Origin of the sequence: Butyricicoccus sp. Marseille-Q5471 (assembly GCF_951230135.1) — a bacterium.
In the GTDB taxonomy this organism is placed as follows: Bacteria; Bacillota; Clostridia; order Oscillospirales; family Butyricicoccaceae; genus Agathobaculum.
On sequence record NZ_CATNVC010000018.1, the window covers coordinates 26,084 to 38,901 of the forward strand.

The following is a 12,818-nucleotide window of genomic DNA, read 5'->3' on the forward strand; positions in this document are numbered from 1 at the left end:
GAGATTCTATGGATAACTTACTGATAAGGGAATACGGTAAAATCAAACGTCAAGAACTAAATACTAACCCATACAGCTGTCTTGATTCTGAAAAAATTGATATTAACCCACATCAGATAGAAGCTTTTATGTTTGCACTTTCTGCTATTCGCACAGGGGGTGCGATTTTAGCGGATGAGGTTGGCCTTGGCAAAACAATTGAAGCAGGTCTTGTGTTGAAGTATTTATTGAAAAACGGTTACAAAAAAATATTGCTCATTATGCCAGCCAGTCTTAGAAAACAATGGCAAATAGAACTTGAAGAAAAGTTTTCTATTGATACAGTTATCATAGATAGTCAAAACTTTGACTCTTATTACGAATTTTCAAAGAGAGAACATGGTGTGTTAATCACTTCTTACAATTTTGCTGCAAAGAGAAGAGACCTTCTTTCTAAGATATCTTGGGATTTCATGGTCTTTGATGAAGCACACCGCTTGCGGAATATCCATAAAAATAGTAGCAAAACTGCAAATAAGATATATGATCTTTCAAAAGGTATTCCCAAGCTAATGCTGACAGCTACGCCAATGCAAAACACGTTGCTGGATATGTTCGGTTTAGTGCAGTTTATTGATGATAAAATTTTTTTAGATAAGCGTGTTTTTAGCCAAAAGTATATTAAAAATCAAGACTACGCAGAACTCAAGATTATGCTTGAACCTGTTTTGCAAAGAACACTTCGTAGCGAGGTTGCGGATTATCTTCAGTTTAAATCAAGAATAGGTATTAGTGTAGACTTCTCGCTTACTCCTATGGAGGCTATATTATATAAGCTTGTTAATGATTATCTAAAAAAAAATATATTGTATGCCATCCCCTCTTCAAACCGTAGCTTAATTACAATTGTAATTCGTAAGTTATTAGCATCTTCCAGTTCTGCTGTTGTAAATACATTTGAGGTTTTAAAAGAGCGTTTGCAGAAGCTGAAAGAAACTACAAGAACGGAATCAGTAGATAAGAGTCTTGATTATTTCTTTGATTTTTTGGATGATGATTTTGATGAAGAAGAAGCAGAAACAGAAGAGACAGTAGAACTTTATGACAGAGATAAGGTTAATGAATTTATCCAGCATGAAATAGATGAGGTTGATGAAATTATAACAGTTGCGAATAAAATAAAAACCAACGCAAAGTTGAATGCTTTGAAAAAGGCAGTACAGATTGCATTTAGCAGACAAAGAAAAATGGGCATCAGTGAAAAGGTTGTTGTGTTTACAGAATCTGTTAGAACCCAAAGTTACTTATTTGAAGAACTATCTGTATTAGGGTATGATGACTCTATGCTCATGTTTAACGGCAATATGTCTGATAACAAGACGAAAGAAATATATCGCGCATGGAAATCGAAAAACTACGGTAAAGATTTAGGCAGCCGAAGTGTTGAAATTAAAAATGCTATTGTGGAGACTTTTAAGAACGATTATAGAATCCTGTTGGTTACTGATTCTGGTTCAGAAGGTTTGAATTTGCAATTTTGCAATACTGTAATCAACTATGACTTGCCCTGGAATCCACAGCGAATTGAGCAAAGAATCGGCAGATGTCATCGGTACGGGCAAAAAAATGATGTAGTTGTAATTAATCTTCTCAATACAGAAAACGTAGCGGACAGACGAGTCTATGAGATTTTATCCCAGAAGTTTGAACTATTCCAAGGTGTATTCGGTGCTTCGGATAAGGCAATCGGTCTTTTGGAAAGTGGGGAGAACTTTGAAAAACGTGTTCTACAGATATACCAGCAATGCAAAAATCCAACTGAATTCAATAAGGAATTTAAAATTTTGGAAAAAGAGCTGGAAAGAAAACGTAATGCGAAATTTCGGGAACTAAAAAACTTGATATCAAAGGCATCAGAAGAAGCACACAAACAAGAATTGCAGGAAATTTTTGTTGAAGTCAACCGCTATTTTGAGGATAAAACATTTTGGACAAGCATTCCAAATGATATCTCGATTGCACAATATCCCATTGCTTATAAAACGAATAATATAGGCATAAATGATGAGGTACGGCATGGACATATAATCATTGGAGGATTCTATAACAAGCAAGAGTTGTTATTTCCAATATTGGAAGTGCTTGATCTTAACAATAACCGTGTTTTATTAACGGAGGGTGATGTCATTCAGATGCTATCATCCTTAAGTGACGAGGATTTAGAGAAACAGGATCTCGATCAAAGCCTTGTGGTGGAATTCAGTAATGCTATTTTTGATGAAAAATTACGGAAATATCAAAATAGTTACCAAAAGCTTGTTTTGAGGAACAATATAAAAATAGATAACTGGGTTGCACTTCGTTGCGATGGATATAACTTGCAAATAAATGAATTTAAAACAAAACTGGATGAACTGAACTCTGTATACATAGAAGAAAAGAATTTTAAGGCGAAGATTGAAATTAAAAAACAAATGGAGCAACTTAAGCAAAAGCAGGGTGAGATGAGCTTTAGTTTCCATGAATTCACAGCAGAGGTGCAAGCTGAAGCTACAGAAATGAAGCTGGCGTTTGAAAAACAGTTCGCCATAGAACCAATGCTTATAGCAAAAATAGTGGTACAATTTTGAGGAGGACAATATGCAGAAAAAAGGAAGGCTGGAGTTGACTTGGGTCGGAAAATACGACGAAGAAAAGCTGGAACCAAGAATTCTGGTTGAAGATAAGACAAAATCATACGGTGACACTAATACTGAAAATATGCTTATCCACGGGGATAATTTGTTATCATTAAAAGCACTTGAACAAGATTTCGAAGATAAAATCCAATGTATTTTTATAGACCCTCCCTATAATACAGGAAGTGCCTTTGAACAGTATGATGATGGTGTGGAGCATTCGATTTGGTTATGTATGATGTATTCTCGCTTAGAAATCATGAAAACACTATTAAGCCAAAAAGGTTCTATTTGGATTTCAATAGATGACAACGAGTGTCATTATCTAAAAGTTATGTGTGATGAAATATTTGGTCGCAAAAATTTCTTAGGAACGATTATTTGGGAAAAATCAGACAGTCCAAGAATGGACGCTAAAATTTTTTCATCTAGACATGATAGTATTTTAGTATATGCTAAAGATGTTAATTCCGTAAAAATTAATAAAATTATTATTGAAGATGAAGCTTCATTAAAACATTATAACAAAACAGACAAAGCTGGAAAGAAGTATTATCTGAAGCCTTTAAGAGCGATTGGACCAGAGAGCACACGAGAGGCTAGACCAACGTTATATTATGGGATTATTGCACCTGACGGAACAGAAGTGTTTCCTAAAGCTCCTGATGGTTCAGATGGCAGATGGAGATGGAGCAAGGAAAGAGTAGAGCGAGATATTGATAAAATTGAGTGGATAAAGGGAAAAAAAGGTTGGTCTGCAAATTATAAGATTTATGCTGAGGCTAATCCTACAAAGCCCCCAGAGACAATATGGACCCATGGAGAATGTGGGAGCAATAGAATTTCCAAATTAGAAGTAAGAGACTTTGTAATAGATGGTGAAAGACCATTTGATACTCCTAAACCAGAGAAATTAATTCAACGAATTCTTTCAATAGGTAGTGATGAAGGGGAACTGGTGCTCGACTCGTTTTTGGGGTCTGCAACCACAAGTGCTGTAGCTCATAAAATGAATCGCAAATGGATAGGAATTGAACTAGGTGAACATTGTTATACGCACTGTATTCCAAGAATGCAAAGAGTTGTTGATGGTGAACAGGGCGGAATTTCTCAAAATGTAAATTGGCAAGGCGGTGGCGGCTTCAAATTCTATGAACTTGCAGAACCATTGCTAGTTAAAAACAAAGTTCTCCCTATTTATCAGCTGAATTCATGTTACACCTTTGACATGGTGGTGGAAGCAATCTGTAAAATTGAGGGCTTCAAATACAGTCCCATCGGTGAATTCCACGGATTCTCTTCCGAAAATAGATTTATCCATGTTACCACAGAGTTTGTAAACAGTAAGTACATTATGTCTCTTATGAAATCTTTGGGAGAAAATCAATCACTGCTGATTTACTGCACAAAGCTACAGAGGGATATGAATATCCCAGATAATATAGAAGTGAAAAAAATACCTAAGGATTTACTGAAAAAATGTAATTTTAAAAGTGAGGTGGAACAATGAGCGTTATCAGTAAAATAAATTGGGCAATGAGTCTGCGTGAACCACAGTTTGAGGCCTTGCAGTACTTTGATGCTATCAGTTCCAACCTTGACTATAAAACAACCACAAGAGAAAACGCAGAAAAGCTTGCTAACGAAAATTGCGAAAATAAAAAAGATATTAAGGTGGATAGAGAGTTCCATTTTCCTTCTTTTTGCTTTGATATGACCACAGGGATTGGTAAAACGCGGTTAATGGGTGCAACTATATATTACCTGTACAAAACTAAGGGGTACAAGCACTTTTTTATTCTTACTCCAGGCAATACGATTTATGATAAGCTGAGAAAAGAAACTGTCCCCAGCCATCCGAAATATATGTTTAAAGGCTTAGAGGCCGAAATGGGTAGACCGAAAGTTTATGATGGCGAGAATTATTTATCCTATCCGGTAAAATATGAGCAGGGTGAGATCGTATTAGAAAGGACTTCTGAAATTCAGTTGTTTATTTTTAATATTGGTAAGATTTTTACTCGTGGTGATGTGAATTTTAAATTTCACGATTTTAATGAGAACTTGGGCGGATCTTTTGCAGATGTGTTAAAAAATTTTGACGACCTTGTTATTTGTATGGACGAGGCACATCGCTATTATGCACCTGCATCTATGAAAGCTATCGACTATCTGAATCCTATTTTGGGTTTAGAATTTACAGCTACGCCTAAAGACAGTAACAAAAACATTATATATCGTTATGATCTTGCCAAAGGTGCTGGGAAATATCTGAAAATTCCAGTCGTAATGGGCAGAACGAACACAGCAGGATATTCTGCAGATGACATTGAGGAAATGAAGCTAAAAGATGGTATCAAACTACATGAACGCCGAAAAGCCGTGGTGTATAAGTATTGTGTGGATAACAATTTGGAGCAAGTAAAACCAATTGTGTTAGTTGCTTGTAAGGACACGACGCACGCAAAGAAAATACGAGAAAAAATTGATTCGGATTCTTTCTTCGGCGGCAGATATGTTGGTAAGGTTATTCAGATTGACTCCAGCACTGGAAGTGTTGAAACGGAGGAGAACATCCAAAAACTGCTTACCATTGAGGAAAACACGAATCCTATCGAAATTGTTTTACATGTTTATAAGTTAAAAGAAGGATGGGATGTAAACAATCTATTTACCATTATCCCATTAAATGCAGCAAAAAGTGATATTTTGGCATTGCAAACCATTGGTCGTGGGCTTCGTCTGCCTTTTGGACAGATTACTGGTGTTGAGGAAGTGGATACTCTAGATATTGTTGCGCATGATCATTATCGTGAAATCATTGATGATATTAAGGATAATCCTATTTTCAGGAACAAAGACCTTGATAAAGAGGATATTCCAGATACAACATTGGTAGAAATCAATATAAGCTTTGAAAATGAGCAGCTATCATTGGTTGATACCGCTATCCAAGAAACAAAGGTTAAGTCTTTTCAAGATTTCAATGATGCACGGACAGTTGAAAGTATGTATAAGTCTTATTTGTCTGAGTATGCAAAGAAAATAACTGCTTCAAATAGTACAAAAAGTACGCAAGGTCAATTATCACTCTTTGACCTTGGAACTACCATAAAGGCCGATACTGAAACGCAAACGAAGACATTGGGTGATTCAAGCAAAGTTACTGAGGCACCCGTATCTAATAAAACAAAAAAGACAATAACTCCTGCACTGAAAAAAGAGGAATTTGAGCAGAAGTTAAAACAGTTGTCGCAGGTTGCAATTTCAGTACCCAAAATCAGCATCAATTACAGTTCCACTATAACATTCAAGCCTATTAACGTTAAAAAAAATCATATGGAGTTTGATGTAGCGGCATCTCAAATAGAAAGATATGACGTTATCAATGAAAGGCTTTTATCTGTCGTGGAAGCGGATGCGTTAATAGAAGATGAGCCGGAAAACGCTCTTGCCTGTATGCTCCTTGAGGAGATACCTGAATTTAGTGCAGATGATGCGGAGTATATCCTTGATGTAGTAAATCAGTATATGTCGTTAATCGAGGGCGATTACGAGCAAAAGAAAAAGGTCATCAGAAGATATGCAACGGTCATTATCAATGATTTAAAGAAACAGATATATGCTGCAAAAGAGGAACACACCGAGTTTGTACATCAAGTTCAGAAAGACTTGATTTTATTTGGCAGATTTATTAAGAACATGAAAGTTGACGGCAGAGTTAATTTTAAGAAAGAAGTTGACGATAAAAAGAACATTCGCCAGTATCTGTTTGAAGGGTACAAAAAATCGTACTATCCAGAAAATTCTTTTGACAGCGATGATGAACGTAGATTTGCCGTAATTCTGGAAGATGACTCGGAAGTATTAAGGTTTATTAAGCCACCGTTAAATCAGCTTGGTCTTTTTTATAAGGCGGGCAAACAATATAATCCAGATTTCTTGGTAGAAACAAAAGATATGAAATATATGATCGAAGTCAAGGCTTCTAATCGCACTGCTGACGAAGATGTTCTTGAAAAGGCTTATGCTGCAATTAAGTGGTGTGAATGTGCCACAAGTGTCGATTCCGATTCAAAAGTTTGGCATTTTAGGCTGATACCCGGAGAGGATATTGTAATAGGTAGTTCATTTAAATATACGGCAGGTCGAGCTGTGGTAATAGAGGAGGAACTATAATATGGTAGATGAATTGGCATTCAAATATGCAAAGGCAAGGGAAGAAATTCTTAAAGCGGTCCGTATGGATTTAATTGGACCCCAAGGCGAAAATGAAGAATTGGATGAAATGCCTACCAACAGCTATATTACGGGTATGCTATTTCCTTCTGACGCCGAAATGTCAGAAGACGAGAATTACAATACGCAAAACTTTGAAACGGATTTCAAAGAGGACAACGATACAGGCACCATTATGGAAGATGTTGATCCGGATGACAACAAACCGAAGGGTGGATTCAAAAAGCAATCTTCCTTGGGCGTATCTTGCTATGTCAGTTCCGAAACTACAAAGCTAAATATAAACATTGCTTGGGGCAGATATGAAAAAGAGTCCGTAAAAGTGATGGCCATGGTTAAAGGCATAGAAAAAGAGGTAAATAAGACTCTGTATATTAGAGAACAAGAAAACGATACGCTTACCATTGATCTACAGTCGTTTGATAGGTTTACTAAAATCCCTCTCAACATAGATCCACACTTAGTTATTCATATTATTAAGGTAAACTTGGAAAATCATAACACTATGCTTTCCGTATATCTGTATAACCAACGTCCAAATGGCGATAACGAAAAAGAATATGAGAAAGTTCTTTATCAAGTTGAAATGACGCTATATGATAACAAGCAATCCCCTGTTTTTCTGCCTGAACACAAATGCAGAAAACTTGAATTAGAGGATGAGTATTATTACGAAAATCGAGCAGTGTATGCCAGAGGTCGCGGATGTGCTGCAACATGGGAGAAGACAACGGATTCAGAAAATGCAATTGTGATAAAGAGTGTGTTTATTCCAGACTATGAAATTAACGGAGTTAGCCCTAATATACCTGATTTTAATAAAAACATGTTTTCGATGCGCTTTATGTCATTATCAAAAAACAGGGCAGCAACGATTGAACGTCTTTCTATCCTTTCTAATCTGTATAAAAAATGGATTGGAGATCTGAATGATAGTTCTCATATGGAAAACTCATCTTTTATACCCAAAGGACAGAAAATTATAGCAGAATGCCAAACCGCACAGCAAAGAATTCAAAGAGGCATAAACTTGCTTGCCACCAATGATAATGCTTTTGAGGCGTTTTGCTTTATGAATCAAGCAATGTATATGCAAAGAAGCATTTCTATGTTTGGGAAGAAGAACAGTCAAGGTATATCTTGCAGCTTAAGCGATTTTACGAAAGAAGATCACAGTGAATGGCGTCCTTTCCAGATTGCATTTGTCCTTTTGAATTTGTATGGTTGTATTGAGCCAACCTCCGATGAAAGAAAAAATGTAGATTTGTTATATTTCCCTACGGGAGGCGGCAAAACAGAAGCTTACCTAGGATTGATTGCATTTGTTATAGGATATCGTAGGCTGACCGCATCAATGTGCGATGAATATGAAAAAGATGGCGGCGTAACAGTGTTTTTGAGGTATACCTTAAGACTTTTGACCACTCAGCAGCGCGACCGTTTAATGAAGCTGATTGTTGCGGCGGAAATGCTCCGAGAAAAACACCCGGAATTGTATGGTAAAAGCAAAATTTCCATCGGGTTCTGGGTTGGTGGTGGCGTTACACCTAATAATTTCAGCGATTATGATGACCGTGAGAAACGGAAAGACTTCATGCGAAAAGTATCAAAGCAAGTAATTGTATGCCCTTGCTGTGGGAAAACTATTGAGCAATCCGATTACGAAGTGGATTCTAAGTTACAGACTGTAAAAATTACGTGTTCTAACAACAAATGCTATTTTTACAAGCATAACAACCATACACTACCTGTATATCTTGTTGACAGTGAAATCTATAGAAAGTGTCCTACTGTAATCATTTCTACTGTTGATAAATTTGCAAGATTGCCATGGGATGAGAAAACGGGATTACTTTTTGGAAATTCGGACAGGTATTGTGCCAGATGCGGATATATTGCTAAGGGAGAAGAACACAAAAGCCGACATAATAAGACGGCTGACCTCCCAAGAGTTGATGTTGTTGATGTTAAACCGTTCTATCCTCCAGAACTGATTATTCAAGATGAGTTGCACTTAATTACAGGACCACTAGGGACTATTTATGGTGGTTATGAAAATATTGTTGAAGAATTATGCGCCATAACTCAAGGCAATAAAAAAACTTTGCCAAAGTATATTGTCTCTACGGCAACAATCAAAAATGCCGGGGAACAAATAAGGTGTTTGTATGGTAGAAATTGTTATAGCCAATTTCCACCGAGTGGATTTGATATTCGGGATTCGTATTTTATCAAGGAAATTCCCCTTGAGGACAAACCTTTTAGAAAGTATGTTGGCATTTGTGGTAATGGGCAATCAGTGAAGACCACATTACTTCGCACCTACTCTATTATTCTTGAAACAGTGTTTAATTTATCTAGACAGGAAGAATACAAGGATTTCATTGATCCTTATTATACCTTAATTGGCTATTTTAATAGCATCAGAGAACTTGGCGGTGCAGTACGTTTGCTTGAGGACGATATTAAGAGCCGAATAGAACGGTTACAGAAAAAGTATGGACATGAAATGCAAAGATACCTTAAGAGAACCAAGGAAATTACATCTCGAATTCAGTCCTATGAAATTGCAAAAATACTGGAAGAATTGACAACGCCATACGACAATAATAAAGCGGATAACAAGCAGGATTGTTATGATGTAGTTATCGCAACAAATATGATTGCGGTAGGAATGGACGTTGACAGATTAGGTTTGATGACGGTCGTTGGCCAACCAAAACAAAACGCTGAATACATTCAGGCAACAAGCCGAGTAGGACGTAGTTTCCCAGGCATCGTATTCACGGTATACAATCCATACAGGCCACGAGACTTGTCTCACTATGAAAATTTTGAAGGTTTCCATTCGCAATTGTATCGTTATGTAGAAGGCACAACTGCAACACCTTTCTCTGCAAGAGCAAGAGATCGCGTGCTTCATGCAATTGTTGTGGCTTTGTTAAGGCTGCAAAATGAACAAATGGCCCCTAACACAGGTGCTAATGAAATTGGGAATATTTCGGAATCCACTTTGAAGCAAGTCAAAGCGGAAATATTAAGCAGAGTTAAGATCGTTGCGCATAAGGCGTATTACGATGTGGAAAAGGAAATCGACCTGTTCATTGAAGACTGGAAAACACTGAGTACCGAAGAAAAGACACTTACATATTTTACAAGTGATGTAGGCTTAGAGCGATTCAATCGTTTGCTGAATTATTATGATAAATTCTGCACCCCAAAGGAGAAGCCAACACTTAACTCAATGCGTGAAGTCGAGCGGGCATCCACCATATATTATTTTAACGAGGAGGATAACTAAATGAATTGGAACAAGCTAGGAGAAGTTAGACCGAATCAGTTAATTACGACTTATGGCCCCGGCTCTATTATGGACGCAAAGAACGACTCGGTAACAGTTCTGGATATTGATTACTGGAGAGATACCGGGAAAACAATTATTGATAACCGCCTTGCGAATTACTTGGGAGTTTATAATTTCAAAACCCCTAAAACAACAGAATATGATGATATTCCGGTGGTGTCGTTTCCTTATTATCATGTATGTGCAAATTCCAAATGCAACGCCCTATTTGATATACGTGATGGATTTGATAGAGATAAATACATAAAAGACAAGGGGCCAAAATGCCCTTATTGCGGCTGGGATGCGTATCCTGCAAGATTTATTACTGCCTGTGAAGACGGGCACATGGATGATTTTCCTTGGTCACGATGGGTACACAGAGGTGACTCAACTTGTACAGGAAGGTTGAAACTATATTCTACAGGTAGAACGTCTTCATTGGGTGAAATGTTTGTTGAGTGTTCATGTGGTGCTAAAAGAAGTATGGCTGGTGCTATGCAGCGCGAAAATCTGGATGGCTTGGTCTGCTCAGGTCATCACCCTCATCGTCCATTGGATCAGAATAAAAAGTGCAAAAAGTTAGCTATTCCATCTCAAAGGGGTGCGTCAAATGTCTATTTTCCTGTAATTCGCAGTGCAATTTCTATTCCACCGTGGACTAACCCTATTAATGATATTATCAATGCCAATCGCAAGGTGATCGAGTCATATGAAGAAGACTTTGGGGAGGTCGGTTTGCAAAAGGTATATGAAAAATATTTTGCAAGTAAATTTACAAGACAAGAATTTGATGAGGCGTATATAAGAATTAAAAACAAAATTCAAGAGTTTTCAGAAATCAAGGAGATGGAATACGCTGCAATTGTAAATCATACGGACTTAGCTTATCAGCGAGATGTTAAGTACTTCAAGGCAGAAGAAGTAGATATTAATAACGGCTTGAATAGGTATTTTTCCCGTATTATTAAAATCCATAGACTGCGAGAGGTTATGGTTTTACTGGGGTTCATGCGGATGGAAGCACCAGAACCTGAAGTTGATGACCCTAATCATATCTGTAAACTTAACAAAAAAGCAGGACATGAGTCTTGGTTGCCTGCTGTTGAGATAAATGGTGAAGGTATTTTCGTTGAATTTAATAAAAACCAAATTTCAAAGTGGATGAGTACACCAGAGGTGATGGCTCTTTCTGATAAGTACAGAGACTATTATAATGAGTTTTGCAAAAGCAAAGGATGGACGATGTACAAAGAAAGAAATGCGGAATATGTTCTCTTGCACACGTTCTCTCATATTTTAATCAAAGAGATGGCTATGCAATCGGGGTATTCATCCACAGCTATCAAAGAGAGAATATACAGCAGTAATGCAATGTGCGGTGTTCTGATTTACACTGGTAGTTCTGACAAAGAGGGGTCTCTGGGTGGATTGGTTGAGTTAGGTGAAATGGACAAGTTTTTGCTACTGTTAAAAGAGGCTCTTCAAAATGCTCTCACCTGCACGACCGATCCTGAATGCTTTATGAATTTGCCGACAAAAGACAGAATAAATGGTGCTGCGTGCCATTCTTGTACAATGATATCAGAGACAGCTTGCGAAAATGGGAACAGACTGCTTGATAGAGCATTAGTGGTTCCGGTACCGGAAAGGGAATCTTGTGGCTACTTTAGAGAATTGGTGAATGAATTATGTGGCACGAAGATTTAGGGATAGATGTAATCGTTCAAACGTTAAAGGATGAAATTGAGCAGTATAGACTTTTGAATGCGACAGATGCGTTTAAAAAATCCTTAATTTTAATTCAAAAAAAGTTTCCAAACTGTTCATCCGGAGAAATTATGGATATATTACAGATGGCTTGTAAGCTATATGCTTGTACTTCAGGTGAACAATGTGAATTGGTAATCACAGCACCTAGTAGTTTCAAACTGAAAGCACGTAAAACTAAAGTAGTAGTAAATAATATTTTATTATACGCAGAAAGAAACATTACATTAACAGGATATTCAATTTCTGAATATTTTGGTGAAATGATAGAACTAATTATTCAGAAAAGTACACAAGGAGTTTATGTCAATCTCTATTTAAATGATACTCAAAAACACCAAGATGTCATTGAACGACTAAGTACTTATGCAAGCAAATTTATAAAAATATTTAGCTACAACCAGCAAGATGGTGATAAGATGTCAGCATTACATGCAAAGCTGATTGTCGTGGATGGACATACTTCATTAATATCGTCTGCCAATCTCTCATATCATGGGATGCAAGGCAATGTTGAAATGGGTGTATTGATTGAATCACCGGAAAAAGCACGAGAAATTGAGTCATTGCTTAAAACATTAAGAGAGCAAAAGGTATTTAAAAAACTCAGATAAAAAGCCAAGTGATGGAATCGATAAGAATAAAGAATTGATATTAAATACACAATGCTAGAAATCGCAACTGACCTGATCCCGAAAAACTGATCCAGTGGAAATGTTAGTCACGATATGATAAACTGAGAAAAATGGAGTGATTGACATGAAACAGAGATTCACAGAAGAGCAGATTATCCGAATTTTAAAAGAGCA

The 12,818-nt window shown here is 37.0% G+C and carries 6 protein-coding genes; all 6 read left to right on the plus strand.

Going from position 1 to position 12,818, the window contains the following annotated elements:
* Positions 1-8 precede the first annotated feature (8 nt).
* From drmD to QOX26_RS13130, 6 genes are read left to right on the plus strand one after another with little or no spacing between them, the layout of a single operon-like run.
* A complete protein-coding gene (drmD, locus tag QOX26_RS13105) occupies positions 9-2,609 on the plus strand; it encodes a DISARM system SNF2-like helicase DrmD (RefSeq protein WP_283675421.1) in 2,601 nt (866 codons plus the stop codon).
* 10 nt (positions 2,610-2,619) lie between these two features.
* On the plus strand, positions 2,620-4,167 hold the full coding sequence (locus QOX26_RS13110; RefSeq protein WP_283675422.1) for a site-specific DNA-methyltransferase: 1,548 nt from the start codon (positions 2,620-2,622) through the stop codon (positions 4,165-4,167).
* The gene (locus QOX26_RS13115; protein WP_283675423.1) at positions 4,164-6,836 is read left to right on the plus strand and encodes a DEAD/DEAH box helicase; all 2,673 of its coding nucleotides are present in this window, start codon (positions 4,164-4,166) and stop codon (positions 6,834-6,836) included. The genes QOX26_RS13110 and QOX26_RS13115 overlap by 4 nt, the downstream gene beginning before the upstream one ends.
* A gap of 1 nt (position 6,837) precedes the next feature.
* Complete coding sequence (gene drmA / locus QOX26_RS13120; RefSeq protein ID WP_283675424.1) at positions 6,838-10,197, plus strand: DISARM system helicase DrmA; 3,360 nt, start codon at positions 6,838-6,840, stop codon at positions 10,195-10,197.
* Positions 10,198-11,949 carry a DUF1998 domain-containing protein gene (gene drmB, locus QOX26_RS13125; protein ID WP_283675425.1) on the plus strand — a complete coding sequence of 584 codons (1,752 nt, stop codon included), beginning with the start codon at positions 10,198-10,200 and terminating at the stop codon, positions 11,947-11,949.
* Positions 11,931-12,623 carry a phospholipase D-like domain-containing protein gene (locus QOX26_RS13130; RefSeq protein ID WP_283675426.1) on the plus strand — a complete coding sequence of 231 codons (693 nt, stop codon included), beginning with the start codon at positions 11,931-11,933 and terminating at the stop codon, positions 12,621-12,623. Before drmB ends, QOX26_RS13130 begins: the two co-directional genes overlap by 19 nt.
* Positions 12,624-12,818: the final 195 nt, after the last annotated feature.

Bases quoted from the DNA above. Each gene is read 5' to 3' on its own strand.
- drmB (WP_283675425.1), top strand. From the start codon at position 10,198: ATGAATTGGAACAAGCTAGGAGAAGTTAGACCGAATCAGTTAATTACG.
- QOX26_RS13115 (WP_283675423.1), top strand. From the start codon at position 4,164: ATGAGCGTTATCAGTAAAATAAATTGGGCAATGAGTCTGCGTGAACCA.
- QOX26_RS13130 (WP_283675426.1), top strand. From the start codon at position 11,931: ATGTGGCACGAAGATTTAGGGATAGATGTAATCGTTCAAACGTTAAAG.
- drmD (WP_283675421.1), top strand. From the start codon at position 9: ATGGATAACTTACTGATAAGGGAATACGGTAAAATCAAACGTCAAGAA.
- drmA (WP_283675424.1), top strand. From the start codon at position 6,838: ATGGTAGATGAATTGGCATTCAAATATGCAAAGGCAAGGGAAGAAATT.
- QOX26_RS13110 (WP_283675422.1), top strand. From the start codon at position 2,620: ATGCAGAAAAAAGGAAGGCTGGAGTTGACTTGGGTCGGAAAATACGAC.